The 16,379-nt window shown below is 67.7% G+C and carries 12 protein-coding genes and 1 pseudogene; 9 read left to right on the plus strand and 4 right to left on the minus strand.

Annotation, left to right across the window (positions count from 1 at the left end):
- Positions 1-41: 41 nt before the first annotated feature.
- Entirely contained in the window at positions 42-629 is a 588-nt protein-coding gene (locus DK26_RS25830; RefSeq protein WP_248310109.1) for a DsbA family protein, read from the plus strand.
- A gap of 53 nt (positions 630-682) precedes the next feature.
- Positions 683-1,345 (plus strand): L,D-transpeptidase, encoded by a 663-nt coding sequence (locus tag DK26_RS25835; protein ID WP_066479000.1) that lies wholly within the window; start codon positions 683-685, stop codon positions 1,343-1,345.
- An 89-nt stretch (positions 1,346-1,434) separates the two neighbouring features.
- Here DK26_RS25835 and purU read toward each other — a convergent pair whose 3' ends face one another.
- The 4 genes from purU to DK26_RS25855 form a co-directional block, all read right to left on the minus strand.
- Entirely contained in the window at positions 1,435-2,295 is an 861-nt protein-coding gene (gene purU / locus DK26_RS25840) for a formyltetrahydrofolate deformylase (RefSeq protein WP_066479002.1), read from the minus strand.
- Positions 2,296-2,495: 200 nt separating this feature from the next.
- Positions 2,496-2,774, minus strand: a complete 279-nt coding sequence (locus DK26_RS25845; RefSeq protein WP_066479003.1) for a GNAT family N-acetyltransferase — start codon at positions 2,772-2,774, stop codon at positions 2,496-2,498.
- Between the two features lie 109 nt (positions 2,775-2,883).
- Positions 2,884-4,272, minus strand: a complete 1,389-nt coding sequence (locus DK26_RS25850; protein ID WP_066479005.1) for a HAMP domain-containing sensor histidine kinase — start codon at positions 4,270-4,272, stop codon at positions 2,884-2,886.
- Positions 4,272-4,946, minus strand: a complete 675-nt coding sequence (locus tag DK26_RS25855; RefSeq protein WP_066479009.1) for a response regulator transcription factor — start codon at positions 4,944-4,946, stop codon at positions 4,272-4,274. The genes DK26_RS25850 and DK26_RS25855 overlap by 1 nt, the downstream gene beginning before the upstream one ends.
- 450 nt (positions 4,947-5,396) lie before the next feature.
- Here DK26_RS25855 and DK26_RS25860 point away from each other — a divergent pair, with 450 nt between their 5' ends.
- From DK26_RS25860 to DK26_RS25890, 7 genes and pseudogenes are all read left to right on the plus strand, one after another.
- Positions 5,397-7,925 (plus strand): hypothetical protein, encoded by a 2,529-nt coding sequence (locus DK26_RS25860; RefSeq protein WP_066479014.1) that lies wholly within the window; start codon positions 5,397-5,399, stop codon positions 7,923-7,925.
- A gap of 41 nt (positions 7,926-7,966) precedes the next feature.
- Positions 7,967-8,476: a hypothetical protein gene (locus DK26_RS25865; protein WP_066479019.1), complete on the plus strand. Its 510-nt coding sequence runs from the start codon at positions 7,967-7,969 to the stop codon at positions 8,474-8,476.
- A gap of 38 nt (positions 8,477-8,514) precedes the next feature.
- Positions 8,515-8,979: a hypothetical protein gene (locus DK26_RS25870; protein WP_157089853.1), complete on the plus strand. Its 465-nt coding sequence runs from the start codon at positions 8,515-8,517 to the stop codon at positions 8,977-8,979.
- A 30-nt stretch (positions 8,980-9,009) separates the two neighbouring features.
- Complete coding sequence (locus DK26_RS25875) at positions 9,010-11,178, plus strand: cysteine peptidase family C39 domain-containing protein (RefSeq protein ID WP_083533606.1); 2,169 nt, start codon at positions 9,010-9,012, stop codon at positions 11,176-11,178.
- A complete protein-coding gene (locus tag DK26_RS25880; protein WP_066479025.1) occupies positions 11,178-13,736 on the plus strand; it encodes an ATP-binding cassette domain-containing protein in 2,559 nt (852 codons plus the stop codon). The genes DK26_RS25875 and DK26_RS25880 overlap by 1 nt, the downstream gene beginning before the upstream one ends.
- Positions 13,733-15,043 carry an NHLP bacteriocin system secretion protein gene (locus tag DK26_RS25885; RefSeq protein WP_066479027.1) on the plus strand — a complete coding sequence of 437 codons (1,311 nt, stop codon included), beginning with the start codon at positions 13,733-13,735 and terminating at the stop codon, positions 15,041-15,043. The genes DK26_RS25880 and DK26_RS25885 overlap by 4 nt, the downstream gene beginning before the upstream one ends.
- Before the next feature lie 87 nt (positions 15,044-15,130).
- A pseudogene (locus tag DK26_RS25890) lies at positions 15,131-16,144 on the plus strand (P1 family peptidase); the annotation flags it as partial.
- Between the last annotated feature and the right edge of the window lie 235 nt (positions 16,145-16,379).

Genomic DNA, 16,379 nt, shown 5'->3' on the forward strand with positions numbered 1-16,379 from the left:
GCCGCACTGCGCTCGCCCGAATGGCTGTCTCGGGTCTCGCCATGAGTGGTGTTCCGGCGCTGCTCGGCGCCTCCTCGGCCTGGGCGGTGGAAACCGGCGCCGATGCGGTGCTCAACGATCCCGAAGCGCCCAATGGCGGCAATCTGAAGGGTGATGTCACCATCGCCGCCTTCCTCGACTACAATTGCCCCTACTGCAAGAAGACGGCTCCGGATCTCGCCCGCATCGTCAAGACCGATGGCAGGATCAGGCTGGTCTATAAGGACTGGCCCATCCTCGGTGATGCCTCGGTCTACGGCGCGCAGCTCGCGCTCGGCGCGCATTACCAGGGCAAATACGAGACCGTGCACCATGCGCTGATGGCGCTGCCCAGCATGCGGATTCCCAAGGACAAGATTCTGGGAGCGATCCAGGCGGCCGGCGTCGACATGATCAGGCTCCAGGCCGATCTCAAGGCGAAGTCGGACGCGATCACCGCGCTGCTCCGGCGCCATCTCGCCCAGGCCGACGCCATCGGCCTCGAAGGCACGCCGGCCTATCTCATCGGCCCGTTCCGGACCTCGACGCTCGATTATGACGGCTTCAAGCAGGCCGTGGCCGATGCTCGCGCCCGGCAGGCCAAAAAGTAGTCGCGCCCCGGCCGCTCACCCCGACTTCCCACGTCCTTAGCCGAAAGCCACGCATGATCCGCGCCCTCCTGTCGGCGAAGCGCCTCGCCGTCATTGCCCTTGCCCTGTCGGCGGCCGCCTGCACCACGGTGCGGCCTCCGCCGCCACAGATCGCTGCCGCGCCTGCCATCGATCCGCTGGTGGCGCAACGCTACGAAGCTATCGAAACCGAGAAGTTCAATATCCCGGCGGTCAATCTCGAGGATCTGCAGCCTCAATATGTCCGCCAGCTCGTCGATTACCGGACTAAGCACGAGCCGGGCACGCTGATCGTCGATCCGAAGAACCGCTTCCTCTACCTGGTGCAGGAGGGCGGCAAGGCGTTGCGCTATGGCGTAGGCGTCGGCAAGGCCGGGCTCGAATTCAGCGGCACGGCGGTGGTCGAGCGCAAGGCGCAATGGCCGCGCTGGACCCCGACGCGCGACATGATCCGGCGCGAGCCGCAGCGCTACGCCAAATGGGCCGGCGGCATGGCCGGCGGCGAGAACAACCCGCTCGGCGCCCGCGCGCTCTATCTGTTCAAGAACGGCCAGGACACGCTCTACCGGATCCACGGCACCAATGAGCCGGAAACGATCGGCGAAGCCGTCTCCTCGGGCTGCATCCGCATGATGAACCAGGACGTGATCGACCTCTACAACCGCATCCCGAGCGGTTCGAAGGTGGTCGTTCTGTAGGACCACGATCCAGGCGCTGTCATCGACGCGCCGGAGCAACGCCCGCCTGACAAAAGGGAGCAGCCCTCTGCTCCCTTTGCCTTGTGGCGTCAGTCCCGGAAGACCACGGTCTTGCTGCCATTGCCGAGGACGCGCCCGTCGAGATGCCAGGCGACAGCGCGGGCAAGCACGCGTCGCTCGATGTCGCGGCCCTTGCGGACCAGATCCTCGGGCGTGTCGTGATGGCTGATGCGCTCGATGTCCTGCTCGATGATCGGCCCCTCGTCGAGGTCGGCCGTTACGTAATGCGCGGTGGCGCCGATCAGCTTCACCCCGCGCGAATGCGCCTGATGATAGGGCTTCGCGCCCTTGAAGCCGGGCAGGAAGGAGTGGTGGATATTGATGCAGCGCCCGGAGAGCTTGCCGGCGAGGTCGTCCGACAGCACCTGCATGTAGCGGGCTAGGATCACGAGATCGGCGCGCGCTTCCTGCACCAGCGCCCAGATCTGGGCCTCCTGCTGCGGCTTGGTGTCCTTGCTGATCGGCAGGTAATGGAAGGGGACGCCGTCGAAATCGAGGTGCTGGTAGATCTCGCGTGGATAGTTCGAGACGATGCCGGCGATCTCCATGTCGAGCTCGCCGGTCCGCCAGCGATAGAGCAGGTCGGCCAGGCAATGGTCGAATTTCGAGACCAGCAGCAGCACGCGCTGGCGCTCGCGGCGCGGCCTTGCATGCCAGCTCATCGCATGGCGCTCGGCGATCGCGCCGAAGCCCTCGCGGAACTGCGCGAGCGAACCGCCTTCCGGGAAATTGAAGACCACGCGCATGAAGAAGTCGCCGGTCTCGACATCGTCGAACTGGTTGGCCTCCTGGATATTGCCACCGCATTCGAAGAGATGGCGCGACACGGCCGCGACGATGCCCGGACGGTTCGGGCAGGACAGGGTCAGGAGGTACTGTTCGGTCGGCATGCTGGCGCTTTCAGGGTCGACGTCCCCCGTGGGATCGAGGGCGGCTGCCGCAGCCCCGGCGGGCACTGCGGTCGTCATCGGATACCGGCTGGTCGCACGGGGCTTGATGGCGCGCCCGGCCCGCGCCGCCCACCTATCGGCTGGGCCCGGCGTTCCGCAAGGCTTGTGTGCGGCGCGAGGGTGAGGTTCGCTGACGCGGCCTAGCCGTCGACGATGTCGTTGTATTCGGGATGCCGGCTTACCCAGCCCGCCATGAAGGAGCAGCGCGGCACCACCTTGCGCCCGCTCGCCCGGATCTGCTCGAACACGCCCTTCGCCAGCCGTGAGCCGACGCCCTGGCCCGAGAGCGCCTGGGGAACCTCGGTATGGGTGAGGACGATCCGGTCGCCGTCGATCCTGTAATAGGCGAGGGCGAGTTCGTCGCCGATCGCCAACTCGAAGCGGCTCTGATCCGGTCTGTCGACGACGGCATTGTCCATCAGCGGCCCTTTCCGTGGGTCCAAGTCAGCGAGCCGCCGCGAGCGGATCGCTGCGGCAGGTGACCAGCAGCAGGCCCGGCGCGTCAACCCGTAAAGACACGGACCTTCCTCAGCGCGAATGAACGGGTGCCGGGGTCGGTTCTACTTCGGATGCCAGCGGCAGGCGAATGATGAAGGCGGTTCCCTGGCCCTCCGCCGAACGCAGCGTGATCGAGCCGCCATTGGATTGGGCGACGCGCTGGACGATCGCCATGCCGAGGCCTGCACCCGATCCACCGCTGCGCTTGCGCCGCCAGAAGCGCTTGAAGATGTGCTCGTGCAGCTCCTCCGGAATCCCCGGGCCATCGTCCTGCACGGTCAGGCTGCCATCCTTGCCCAGGACGACGTCGATCGTGGTGCCCGCCGGCGTGTGGCGGATGGCGTTCTCCACGAGATTGCGCAGCATGTGCCAGACATCCTGCTCATGCGCCTGAACACGCAGGCTGGTTAGGCCTTCCGGCTCGACCAGTCCGAGCGATTGCCCTTTCTTGATGGCCTCGATCGCGAGGTCACCGACTACGGAGCGGCTGACATCGAGCAGGTCGGTCTCGCCGCCTGCCCTGTCCTCCTGCTCGAGCGTCGCCATGTCGAGCAGCTGGTTGACGATGCGGGCCATCAGTCGGGCATCCGCGAGCAGGGCCGTCCGCGCCTCGGATTCCGGCAGTGTCTGCAGGCGCGCGTCGAGCACGGCCAGCGGGGTGCGCAGCTCATGGGCAGCGTCGGCGGTGAACTCCTTCTGCACCTTGTAGCTCTGCTCGACGCGGGTCAGCGCGACGTTGAAGGCCTCCGCGAGCGGCAACACTTCGGCCGGCAGGTCGGCCGTCGCGAGGCGCGCGTCGCTGCGCGCCGGATCGAGCGCCGCCACTCGCCGGGAGACGTCGAGCACCGGCCGGAAGAAGCGCTTCACGATCATTGCATTCAAGGCGAGGAGCACCGCCAGCAAGGGCACAGCGATCGCCAGTGCGGCCCAGAGGAAGTTACGCAGCAGATCGTCGTGGATCACGTCCTCTTCGCTGAGGTTCCAGCCGAGGATGACCCAATAGGGCCGGTTCTCGATCGTCACCGGAAAGCTCACCGCCCGGTACTGCCGCCCGTCCGCCGCAAGCGAGAAGAATTTCGGTGCGTCGCTGCGCCCGAGCGCGCTGAGCAGGCGTTCGGCGAAGGCGGAGGAGGTGAGCTGGACCGTGCCGTTCGCCTCCACCACCGCGTAGCCGAATTCGCCGCTCTCGCCTTCTCGCGAATAGCGGCCCGGCGCCAGTTGCAGCTTGCCGTCCGGCCCTGCGGCCAGCGCCTCGGCGATCAGCCTCGCCCGGTCCGTCAGGACCTTGGCTTCGAAGAAGCTCGCGCGCTTCTGCAGCATCGCGTTGATGGCAAGCGGAACGATCAGCGCCGCGAGACACAGCACTGCAGCCTGCAGCAGGAAGATCTTCGACAGCAGGCTGCGGCGATGGGGGAGCATCAGGCGGCCGCCGTCAGGACATAGCCGACGCCGCGCACGGTGTTGATCGTCACGGCGGCCTTGCCGTCCTGCAGGCGCTTGCGCAGTCGGTGGATATAAACTTCGACCGCATTGGAGCCGAATTCGTCGTCGAGGCCGAAGAGCTGGTCCTCGACCGTTCCCTTGGGCACGATCTTGTCGGCCCGGCGCATCAGCAGTTCGAGCAACTGGGTCTCGCGGGCTGACAGGGGAAGGGGCCTTTCCTCGACGCTCGCCTGCCGGCCTTGCGTGTCGAAGACGAGGTTGCTCACAGTCAGCTGCGCGCCCAGCAGGGCGCCCGGCCGGCGCAGCAGCGCCGCAAGGCGCGCCTTCAACTCCTCGAAGGCGAAGGGCTTGGCGAGATAGTCGTCGGCACCCTGTTCCAGGCCCTTGACCCGCTCGTCCATGGCGCCGCGCGCGCTGAGGATCAGAACCGGCAAGGGAAGCTGCTGGCTGCGGACATGGCGCAGCACTTTCAACCCGTCGCCGTCCGGCAGGCCGAGATCGAGGATCATCGCCGTATAGCTGCGGGAATCTAGCACCGCGATCGCGTCCGAGACGCAGTCGACGCGGTCGACGCCATAGCTGGCGGCTTCCAGCTGGCCGCCTATCAGCTTGGCGAGGTCGTCATTGTCTTCGATGAGCAGCAGTCTCACGAGCAGTCTGGCTCCCGCCTTGCCGGGATGAGGCAGGACCTGTCATCCACGGCGCTTGCGCCTCAAAACGCGGCTAGCTAAGCCGCCCAATCGTTGAACAATCGCAAATGGCGCCCTTCCCGCCGAGGCGTCGCTGGGCGGTTCCACCCCGCGCGGCGCTGCGTGAGCGGCTTGCCAGGCTTTTCATCGCAGGCGGCAGCACCTGGCTTCCGTAAGGCTGCTGTAAGCGCGCGCATCTAGCTTTCCCCCATCGCAGGGCGCTGTTGGCGCGTCAAAATGCAAGGAAATCCTGAGTTTTTAACTCAACGGCAATTTGTCGGCCGCTAGTGGTTCGGTAGTCATTATCGGCCGGGATCGCAGGTCCTGAGCCGACAAAAACAAGAATCGCAGCAACGGCAACCGGGTATTGGCTCAACGAGAGGGAGCGCGGCAAACGTCGCGCGTTCGGACATGACGCAGACTCAGGATCGAGGCGGCAAGTCGCGCCGGCAGCAGGACTCCATTTCGCTCGACGTGTTGAAGTCGATCGTCGGCGGCGCCAATCCCAATGAGAAGAAGCATATCGACGGCGATTTCGCGATCGCGCTGACCGCCGGCAAGCAGGACGCGGCGCCGGTCGTCGCGCCGCAGGTCAAAGTCGATGCGGCCACCACCGACAAGGCGGCTGCTGCCAAGCCCGCGGCGACGGTGCTGGAGAGCAAGGTCAACTACGGCGAGGACAAGCGCTTCGACCTGCGGCTGGTTGTCGAGACAGGGTCCAAGAACTCCGGCAAGTCGCCTTCCGACGCCAGGGTCACCTTCGTCGCCTGGGGCCAGAAGGGCGATGCCGACGGCGTCAGGATCGTGATGTCGAACCAGGAGACAAGGGCGAAGGAGAACCTGACCCCGGCCCAGGTCGCGGCGAAGGCGCAGGCGGGCGATCCGCTGTTCAAGCAGCTCGACGCGCAGCTCCAGGAAATCCAGGGCGGCAAGAAGGGCCAGCCCGATTTCAGCCGGGATGTCGAGGACGGCTTCCGCAAGAACGCCGACGGCAAGACCGCGGCGCCGGCCGGCAAGCTCGCCGTGGCCGACACCTATGCCAAGGCCGAGGTGAAGACCGTCCCGGTCAAGGACCCCGCCACCGGCAAGATCACCCAGAAATGGGAGTCCTCGGTCTCCACCCCGGCGCGCGACGCGGCCAAGGCGGAGGCGGACAAGGCGCAGAAGGTCGAGGCCCAGAAGAACCTCACCGACAAATGGGATGCGGCCAAGGCCCAGCAGGCGGCTGACAAGAAGGCCGAGCAGCAGGAGCAGGCCCAGCAGCAGAAGAAGGCTGCCGAGAACCCGCTCAAGGACATGCGCGACGCCGACAAGGCGCATAAGGACGCGCAGAATTCGGTGACCAAGACCGGGGAGACCAAGCGGCTCGCCGAGTCCGAGCGCGACATCGCCAAGGCCAGGGTCCCGGGCACCGATGCCGGGATCAAGCTCGCTGCCGCCAAGCAGGACCCCGCCCAGATGAAGGACGCGGTCAAGGCGCACAGCGATGCGCTCTACCGCGAGGCCGTCAGCCAGAACAAGGTCGAGAAGGCCACGACCGCCCATAGCGACGCCAAGGCCAAGGAAGCCGAGACCAAGGCGGCTTCCGAGGCTGCCCAGAAGAAGTTCGCCGAGGCGAAGCAGCAGCTCCAGGGCTCCAAGGACAAGCTCGGCAGCGAGGCCGCCACCCAGGCCGCCGCCAAGAAGGCGGCGGGCGAGGCCGGCGGCAAGGAGCGCTCGAACTCGGTCGGTGCCAACCCGGTGAAGACCGGCAAGGACAAGGCCGAGGAGACCCGTCCCCGCGCCGACACCATGCCGAAGCAGATGGCCACGAAGAGCGTCGAGCCGCCGAAGCCGACCCGCACCGACCAGGTCCGCTCGGTGGCCGAGAAGGGCTGGGGCAAGGTCAACGAATACGGCTCCAAGCAGTTCGAGCAGGCCGACAGGGACGCCGCCAAGGCGGCCGGCAAGCTGTACAGCACCGACCACGAGAACGTGCTCGCCGGCGGCATCACCAAGGCCAAGACGACCGACGGCGACGTCACCAAGGAGCGTACCACCATCGCTCAGGTGAAGACTGAGAGCGGCACCACGACCTACACCAACGGCGTCGGTCGCGGGGCGAGCGCCCATTGGAACATCCGCGCCGAGGCCGGCATCGAGGACAGCAAGACGACCGACCACGGCAATGGCGTCTCGACCACCGTCACCAACAAGGCCTATGCCGGGGCGTCCTTCGAGAACAGCGCCAAGGCGGTGGTGACCGCCAACAGCGTCAGCGCTGAGGCCGCGACCAAGGTCACGGCCCATGCCGAAGCCAGCCACTCGCACACCACCAAGTTCGGCGATGTCGAGCACAAGCACACGATCGCCGCGACCGCCCATGCCGAGGCGAATGCCAAGGCCGGCGCGCGCCTCGGCTTCGACGGGCTGTCGCTGCAGGCCAAGGCCTCGGTCGAGGCTTCGGTGAAGGCGAACCTGACCAGCGAGACCAAGGTCGGCGACCACACCATCCGCAACGATCTCGAGGTCTACGCAAAGGCGAAGGCCGAAGCGAAGGCCGAGGCCGAGGTCACCTTCAATCCCTTCGCCAAGGACGGCAAGATCAAGGCCAAGGTCGGCGTCGGCGCCGAGGCTTCGGCCGGGGTCGGCGTCGAGGGCACGACCGGCTTCCACGGCAAGAATGGCGGGGCCGATATCGGCGCCGGCGCTTATATCGGCAAGATCGGCGCCAAGATGGACGGCGATTTCGAGATCAAAGACGGCAAGGTCGCCACCAGCCTGAATGTCGGTGCCGCTCTCGGCGTCGGTCTCCAGCTCAACTTCAAGATCGAGAGCAACGTCAAGCAGGCGATGCAGGATGCGGCCCGAGACATCGAAAAGGGCAATTTCGGTGCGAAGGTCCTCGGCCATCTGACCAACAACCCGGTCGGCGGCTTCTTCCGCGGCCTGTTCAGCTGATGCGCGTTGCGCGTCGCCACGCATAATCGAGAGGATGAGCGATGATCAACGACAAGAGTTCTCCCGAGGAGATCGCCGCCTACAAGGCCGAGCTGGCGCGTGACCTCCCGCCGGCCGCGGCCGAGCTCGATGCCAGCTCCCGCAAGAAGATCCTGGAGCGGGCCGAGGCCGAGGGCTGGTCGAAGTCGCAGGCCGACTGGCTCGACAAGCTCGCCAAGCAGCCGCTGTTCCAGGCGGTGGCCGATGGCGTGCCGGGCACCGAGGCGTTGGAGCAGGCCTACGCGATCGCGCGGCGCAAGCTCGCCGCCGGCTATTTCGACAACGCCCTGGACGAGGGCAAGAACCGCTACACCGCCTTCCTGACCGTGATCGACCTCGAGAAGCAGGTCGCCGAGCGGCGTGGCGATGCGGCGCCGGACTATCCGGACCCGATCCTGCTCGAGGCCTGCCGCGCCGTCGAGGCGGCGGCGGAGAAGGGGCTTTCGACCGAGGACCAGATCGCCACCGGCTATGGCGTGATCCGTGAGCTGAGCGAGCGCGGCCTGAGCTGATCCGGCGCGCGCCGGATTCCGCTGCGGAGGATGAGAAGATGATGTTCGTGCCGTTCGCCATGCCTCCGCAGCCGCCCGTCCTGGTCCAGGCCGAGCAGCCCGGCACCTCGGTCGAGGAGACGCTGAGCCGCCGGGCGCAGGCCGATGGCTGGTCGGCCTCGCAGGCCGAGTGGATCGGCAAGATCGGCGCCGCCGCCATGGCGAAGGATGCCAGCACGCCGGCTGCGACGCTGGACGAGGCCTACAAGGCGGCCCGCCGCATCCTGACCATCGGCTATTTCGACAACGTCCTGGCACAGGGCAAGACGAGACTCGTCGCGTTCCTGACGGTGGTCGATCTCGAAAAGCAGGTGGCGCAGCGCGCCGGCGGGCCGGTTCCGGACTATCCCGACGCCTCGCTCAAGGCGGCCTATGTCGAGCTGGCCAAGGCCGCCGAGCGTGGTGCATCGAGCGCCGAGCAGATCGAGATCGGCTTCGCGGCGCTGCGCGCATGGGCGAAATGATCCTCGCTGCCAAGCCGCCGGAAGGCTGCCATGGCTGAACGCGGCCCTGGGCCAGTCAGGCGCGCCGGGCCGGTTCCGACCGTCCTGCAGATGGAGGCTGCGGAGTGTGGGGCGGCCTGCCTCGCCATGGTTCTCGCCGCCTTCGGGCGCTGGGAGACGCTCGATGCCGTCCGGGACAGTTGCGGCGTCTCACGCGATGGCGTCTCGGCGGCCGATATCGTCGAGGCCGCGGGTCGGCGCGGGCTGGAGGCCAGCGCCTATAGCCGCGAGGTCGAGGACCTCGCGGAGCTGCCGCTGCCGCAGATCCTGTTCTGGGACTTCAATCATTTCGTCGTGCTGGAGGCGATCGGCCGGCGCGGCTTCACCGTCAACGACCCCGCTCATGGCCGCCGCGAGATCGGTCGCGAGGAGTTCGGGCGGCGCTTCACCGGAGTGACGCTGGCCTTCCGTCCCGGACCCGATTTCCGGCCGACGCCCAAACCGCCGGCGACCAGCCGGCGCCTTGCAGGGCTCCTGTGCGGTTCGGGCGGCATGTTCGCCTCGGTCATCCTGGTCAGCGCGACCATGGTCGCGCTCGGCGTGCTGGTGCCCGGCCTGACCCGGGTCTTCGTCGACGACTATCTGGTCCAGGGGCGAGGCGACTGGCTCTTGCCCTTGCTCGGCGGGCTGATCGCCGTCGGCGCGCTGCATGCCGCACTCGCCGCCGTCTATATGCGCGGCCTCCTGCTACTGCAGACCAAGATCGGCGCCGCGGTCTCGGCGGTGTTCGTCTGGCGCCTGTTCCGCTTGCCCTATGAGTTCTTCGTCAGGCGCAGCGCCGTCGAGATATCGAGCCGGCCGCAGCTCGCGGCGCAGCTGGCCGGCATCGCCTCGGGCCCGATGGCCCAGATGGCGACGCATCTTCTCGCCATGCTCGGCTACCTCCTCGTCATGCTCGCCTATGATCTCTGGCTGACCGGGGTCCTGGTCCTGTTCGCGGTGCTCGAATTCTCCGTGCTGCGCCTGGTGCGCAAGCGCGTCGAGGAGCGGGCGGTGCATCTGCAGATGGCGGCGGGCCAGGCCCATGCCGCGGCCGTGCAGGGTACGGCGCTGCTGGAGCAGGCCAGGGCAGGGGGCGGAGAGGGGCTGCTCTTCAATCGCCTGCTGGAGGCCCAGGCCCGGCTGGTGAATTCGGAGCAGGAGAACGGACGCACAATCCGCCTGCTCGCCGCTTTGCCCTATCTCGGCAGCCGGGCGACGACCTTGGCCGTGCTCGGCGTCGGCGCGCTGCTGGTGATCAAGACCGAGATGACGCTGGGCACGCTGCTCGGCTTCCTGATGCTGGCGTCGCTGTTCTCCTCGGCCCTGGGCGCGCTGACCGGGATCAGCACGGCGATCGGCCAGTCCTCGGCGGCGATCGGGCGGCTGGGCGATGCACTGGGTCATGGCGCGGCCGGCAAAGTCGTGGAAGCGACCCGGTCTGCGGACGAAATTCCTGTGGCGACCGGCCGCATCCGGCTGCGCGATGTCGCCTTCGGCTACTCCAATGGCGAGCTTCTGCTGCGCAATCTCCAGCTCTCGGTCGAGCCCGGCGAATGCGTCGGCATCATGGGCAGTTCCGGCAGCGGCAAGAGCACGCTTGCGCGCCTGCTGACCGGGCTGGTCACGCCGGTCTCGGGCGAGGTCTCGTTCGAGACCCGCGCCGCGGACTGGCGGCCGGCCGGTCTCGGCGTCGGCTATGTCGACCAGGAGCCCTTCCTTCCCGCCGGCTCGTTGCGTGCTGCGCTGACCCTTTGGGACGACAAGGCCGACGATGCAGAAATCCAGCGTGCGCTCGATGATGCCGAGATCGCCGAGGCCGTGGCGAGCCGGCCGGGCGGGGTCGACGGTCTGGTCGGCGAAGGCGGCAGTGGCTTCAGCGGCGGCGAACGGCAGCGTCTGGCGCTCGCTCGCGCGCTCGTCATTCGCCCCGACATCCTGGTGCTGGACGACGCCACCAGCGCGCTCGACGAAGCGACCGAGGCGCGCATTATCGGCAATCTGCGGCGGCGCGGGGTCACCGTGATCCTGCTCACCAACCGGGCGAGCGCGATCCGGCATCTCGACCGGGTCGAGGGGCTGCACCACGGCAGATTATTCCCGCTCGCTATCGAAGATGCCTATCAGGCCTCCGATGGAGCCGCGGCGATGCTGCGGGAAACCGCCGCGGAGGATGCCTGATGGACGTCGCTTCGCCGCCCGCGATCCGGCTCGCCGCCCGGCAGAGTTACGAGCTGACCGAGGACACTCCCCTCACGCTCGGCGAGGGCGAGGCCGATCTTTATCTCGCGCTGCCCGACGGCCGGCAGCGCTTCGTCGCGGCGCTCCCCATCGGCGCGCTGCTGCCGGCGCGGCCGGGTGACCCGCGCTTCTTCGTCAGGGCTGGACGCTGGGCGACGCTCGATCCGGGCGGCGACATCGATGGCGCGATCCTCTGGCTCGAGGCGCTATCGCGGGTGATCGGGACGCCGGCCGGCGCCTTTGCTCATCCTGAGGATGTCGAGACCTATGCGCGCGAGACGGACAGGCTGCTCGCCATCCTCGCCGAACGTTGCGAGGCCGAGCAGCTGCGCAGCGTATCGGAAGCGAAGGTCCAGGCGCGGCGCGGCGACAAGGCTTTCACTGACACGCTCGGCGGCTTCGATCGCCTGCTCGCCGGCCGCTTCAAGCGCCTTCCCGCCGGAGTCCATAGCCCGCTCGCGATCGCCGCGACGCGGCTCGTCGAGGCGAAGCGGCTCAAGCCCCTGCCGATCCGCGAGCGCGACGGCGAAAGCCGCGAGGACTTCATCGAGCGTTTTGCCGCCACCCATGGCCTGCGCCTGCGCCCGATCCGGCTCGATACCGGCGCACACCCTGAGGGCGACGGCCCCTTCCTCGTCTTCGACGGCCGGCAGCGCCCGCTGATCCTGCGCCCGCGCCTGCGTGGTGGCTTTCTGATCGAGGATCCCGAAGCCGGCACGAAGCCTCGCCTGCTCCAGGCCACCGATTGGCAGGGCCTCGCGCCGGAAGCCTTCGCCTTCTATGCGACCTTGCCGGCCGGCAAGCTGAGCTATCGCGAGATCATCCGTTTCGGCCTGCGCGACAGCGCTTGGGATTTCGCGCTTCTGGCGGCCTGCGGCATCATCGGCGCCCTGCTCGCCTTGCTGACGCCGATCGCCTCCGAGCAGATCGCCAACATCGCCGTACACACGGCCGATACGGAGTTCCTTGCCAATCTCCTGGCGATCCTCGCCGTCGCCCTGCTGGCGGAGACCGCGTTCTTCGTGATCGGTCGGCTGGCGGAACTGCGGGCGCAGGGCCGCTCCGGCCTCGCCTTGCACGCCGCGATGGTCGACCGCCTGTTGCGCCTGCCGCCAGCGGCGCTGCGAGCCTCGACCACGCTGATCCTCGCCACGCAGATGGAGACGGTGGAGAAATTCCGCCGCTCGCTCCTCGCCTTTGCGGCAAACGGCATGCTGGCGCTGGTCAACGGGCTCGCGGCCGCCGCGCTCGTCGCCTTCGTCTCACCGGCCGCCGGGCTCGTCGCGATCGGGCTGGTGCTCGTCCTGCTCGGGATCACCGCCCTGATCGGCTGGGCCCAGTTCAAGGCGATCTATGAGGGCGAACGCATGGACGTCATCGTCCTCGCCTTCGTCTACGATCTCGTGCGGCTCGTGCCGATCGTGCGCGCGGCGCGGTTGGAGAAGCGCGCCTTCAGCCAGTGGAGCGAGAATTTCCTCGCCTTCCAAAGCCGGCTGATGCGCTCGGCGACGATCTCCAACCGGCTCGCCGTCATCGAGCCGTTCTGGGACATGGTCGTGCTCGGCCTGTGCTTCGCGGCCATCGCCTATGCCGGGGCCGCCGCCCATATCGGCGCTGGCGAGGCGATCGTCTTCGTGATGGCGCTCGGCCGGCTGCTCCGCTCCGGCAAGGAACTTGCCCATGCCCTGATGGGCTCGGCCAAGCTGATGCCGATGGCCAAGCTCGGCCGCTCGCTGATCGAGCAGGAGATCGAACCGCTCACCTCCGGTGCCCCGGTCGAACGCCTGTCGGGCGCGGTCGAGATGAGCGGCGTCAGCTTCTTCTATGGCGCGCGGCGCGTGCTCAGCGATGTCGATCTGTCCATTGCGCCCGGCGAGTTCGTCGGACTGGTCGGTGCCTCCGGCAGCGGCAAGTCGACCGCGCTCGCCTTGCTGACCGGGCTCGAGCGGCCGCATGCCGGCCGCGTCCTGCTCGACGGCAACGATGTTGCGGGGCTCGACCGCCGGCAGCTCACCCGGCATCTCGGCATCGTCATGCAGAACAGCCGTCTCTTCTCCGGCTCGATCTATGACAACATCCGCGGCGTCAGCGGCATCGATCTAGCCGGAGCCTGGGACTACGCCGCGGAGGTCGGGCTCGCGGACGAGCTGCGCGCCTTGCCGATGGGGCTGCACACGATCATCGGCGAGACCGGCGCCGGCCTGTCGACCGGCCAGGTCCAGCGCATCCTGATTGCGCGGGCCCTGGCGCGAAAGCCCGCGATGCTGGTGCTGGACGAGGCGATGAGCGCGCTCGACGGCTCTTCCCAGCAGCATATCCTCGGTGCGCTGGATCGCCTCGCCGTGACCCGCATCCTGGTGGCGCATCGGCCTTCGACGCTGGCGAAGGCCGCCCGGTTGATCCTGTTCGAGCGCGGCAGCATCGTCGACACCGGCACACCCGCCGAGATCATGCGCCGCCACGCCACCTTCCACGCCCCGGGGCGCGAAGCCAGATGAACGACCAGAATGTCTTCCGCCCCGAGGCCGAGGCCGTGCTGCGGCGACCGGAGCAGCTCGCCAGCGGCCTGCGGCTGGTCAATCCCGGCTATCTCGCCGCGGTCGCGACGCTGTGCCTGATCGTCGTCGCGAGCATCGTCGCGGCCGCCTTCATCAAGGTGCCGATCACGGTTTCCGGCGCCGGCGTCATCCTCAGCTCCAAGGGCGTGCTCGAATTCACCATCGCCTCGGCGCATGAGGGGCGCGTCACCGACATGCTCGTCGATGTAGGCCAGCGGGTGGTGCCCGGCCAGGAGATCGCGCGGATCGTCCAACCCAATCTCGACACGGAGCTGAAGCTGGCCGAGAGCGAGCTCGAGCTGATCAACCGCGAGGAAGCGCGCGTTCGGGCCTTGCAGGCCCAGACCACCGAGCTGTTCGAGGGCGTGCGCAAGCAGCAGGAAGCCAATGCGCGCGAGACGATCGACCTGCTCGACCAGCGCCGGGTGTTGCTCCAGCAGTTGGCGGAAGGCCAGGAGGCGCTGCGCAAGACCGGCAACATCACCTTCGAGCGCTATCTCCATGTGAAGGCCGACCTCGCCGAAGTGCTCGAGCGCACCTCGACCAAGCGCGGCGAAATGCTCGGCCTGAGCCTCTCGGCCCGCGAGCGCGAGGCGCAATACGAGCGCGAGCTGCACGCCTTGGCGACGCGAAAAGCCCAGTCGGAACGGCAGATCGACCGTCTGCGTGACCGCGTCCGTACCGACACCGTGGTTCGCAGCACGCAGTATGGCATCGTCTCCGAGCTCAAGGTCTTTCCGGGCGACCTGATCCGCTTCGACACCGCGCTGGTCAGCCTGCTGCCGGTTGACGAGAGCTTCACCGGCCTCAGGCCCGGCGGCACGCGCCTCGTCGCGGCCGTGCTCGTCCCGGCCAAAGACGGCAAGAAGATCCGCACCGGCATGACCGCGCTGATCGACCCGACCTCGGTTCGTCGTGACGTCTTCGGCGCGATCGCGGGTGTCGTGTCGAAGACCTCGGACGTTGCCGCGAGCCCCGAGCAGCTGCGCCACATCCTGCGCAATGACGACCTCGTCAAGAAGCTCACCGCCAGCGGCCCGCCCTTCCTGATCACCGTCGAGATGACGCGCGACAAAGCCACCAGCACCGGCTTTGCCTGGACCACCTCGAACGGGCCCGACACCCAGATCACGGCCGGCACCTTGCTGGAGGCGCAGGTGCTGACCGAGCGCGTCTCGGTCCTCGGCCTGCTCGTGCCGGCGCTGAAGGAGATGCTCCGCGGGCCGAACCGGAGCCATGCGATCTGACCGCCTCTCGACTGTCGGAAGAGGGTGGAGGCGAAGACCTTGGCGACGAAGGACAGGAGTAGGGCGATGATCGTTGACCATCGAAGCGAAATTCTCGGCGGCTGCATCGTCGACGTGCCCGGTATCAGGCTCGGCCATCACACGCTGACCACGCGCCCGACCGGCTGTTCCGTCATCCTTTGCGAGGACGGGGCGGTGGCGGGCGTCGACGTTCGCGGCGCGGCGCCCGGCACGCGCGAGACCGACCTGCTCGACCCCAGCAATTACGTCCAGAAGATCCAGGCCGTGCTGCTTTCCGGCGGCAGCGCCTATGGGCTGGCGGCGGCGACCGGCGTGGCGCGCTATCTCGAGGAAAAGGGGCACGGCTTCCCGATCGGTGCCGGCGTGGTGCCGATCGTGCCGGCGGCGGTGCTGATGGACCTCGGCGTCGGCGACTTCTCGATCCGGCCGGATGCAGAGGCGGGCTATGCGGCCTGCCGTGCTGCAACCAGCGCGCCGTCCGCCGAAGGCAATGTCGGCGCCGGCGCCGGTGCGACCATCGGTAAGCTCTTCGGTCCCAGCCTCGCGATGAAGGGCGGTCTCGGCACGGCGAGCTGGACGGTTCCGGGCACCGGGATCGTCGTCGGCGCGGTCGTCGCGGTCAACGCCGTCGGCGATGTCTACGATCCCAGGAACGGCCGCATCCTCGCCGGTGCGCGCAGCGGGGAGGGGACAGGCTTCCGCGATACCGTGGCGGCGATGATGGGCGGCTATGGCGTCACCGGCTTCGGCGGCGCCAACACCACCATCGGAGCGATCGCGACAAATGCCGCCTTCGGCAAGGCCGAGCTGCGCAAGATCGCGCAGATGGCGCATGACGGCTTCGCCCGCAGCATCAATCCGATCCACACCATGTTCGATGGCGATACGATCTTCGCGCTGTCGACCGGCAAGGCGACCGGCATCTCAGCCGATGTCACCGTCATCGGCACGATTGCCGCCATGGTGATGGCCCATGCCGTGGCGCGCGCCGTCATGCAGGCGCAGAGCCTGCCGGAGCACGATCTTCCGGCCTGGCGCGACTATGATGGCGGTGCGGACGCGCCGTCGCGGTCAATGTGAGGCGTAAGGCGCGCTGGAATGAGCTTTGCCGCCCCTGGGACGTTTTCGCAGAGGCTGTTCCGTCGCGCCTGACGCCAGGCGCCGGGAAACAGCCTCGCCCCCGTAGCGATTGACCACGCTCCCCCCTTATTAGCGAGGGCGTGGGTTCGAGTGAGGTCGCTGCTTTCTCCGTAAAGTCTTTGAATTATTGTCGATTTTCACGTGTCTCGCTTTCTGTCTAAAAAACTTCATGAAG

Source organism: Allobosea sp. WAO, from assembly GCF_001509835.1.
Lineage (GTDB): Bacteria > Pseudomonadota > Alphaproteobacteria > Rhizobiales > Beijerinckiaceae > Allobosea.

Coding starts and splice junctions, on each gene's coding strand:
- DK26_RS25870 (WP_157089853.1), top strand. CDS start 8,515: ATGATGTTCGTGCCGTTCGCCATGCCTCCGCAGCCGCCCGTCCTGGTC.
- DK26_RS25835 (WP_066479000.1), top strand. CDS start 683: ATGATCCGCGCCCTCCTGTCGGCGAAGCGCCTCGCCGTCATTGCCCTT.
- DK26_RS25845 (WP_066479003.1), bottom strand. CDS start 2,774: ATGGACAATGCCGTCGTCGACAGACCGGATCAGAGCCGCTTCGAGTTG.
- purU (WP_066479002.1), bottom strand. CDS start 2,295: ATGCCGACCGAACAGTACCTCCTGACCCTGTCCTGCCCGAACCGTCCG.
- DK26_RS25860 (WP_066479014.1), top strand. CDS start 5,397: ATGACGCAGACTCAGGATCGAGGCGGCAAGTCGCGCCGGCAGCAGGAC.
- DK26_RS25830 (WP_248310109.1), top strand. CDS start 42: ATGAGTGGTGTTCCGGCGCTGCTCGGCGCCTCCTCGGCCTGGGCGGTG.
- DK26_RS25850 (WP_066479005.1), bottom strand. CDS start 4,272: ATGCTCCCCCATCGCCGCAGCCTGCTGTCGAAGATCTTCCTGCTGCAG.
- DK26_RS25865 (WP_066479019.1), top strand. CDS start 7,967: ATGATCAACGACAAGAGTTCTCCCGAGGAGATCGCCGCCTACAAGGCC.
- DK26_RS25875 (WP_083533606.1), top strand. CDS start 9,010: ATGGCTGAACGCGGCCCTGGGCCAGTCAGGCGCGCCGGGCCGGTTCCG.
- DK26_RS25880 (WP_066479025.1), top strand. CDS start 11,178: ATGGACGTCGCTTCGCCGCCCGCGATCCGGCTCGCCGCCCGGCAGAGT.
- DK26_RS25885 (WP_066479027.1), top strand. CDS start 13,733: ATGAACGACCAGAATGTCTTCCGCCCCGAGGCCGAGGCCGTGCTGCGG.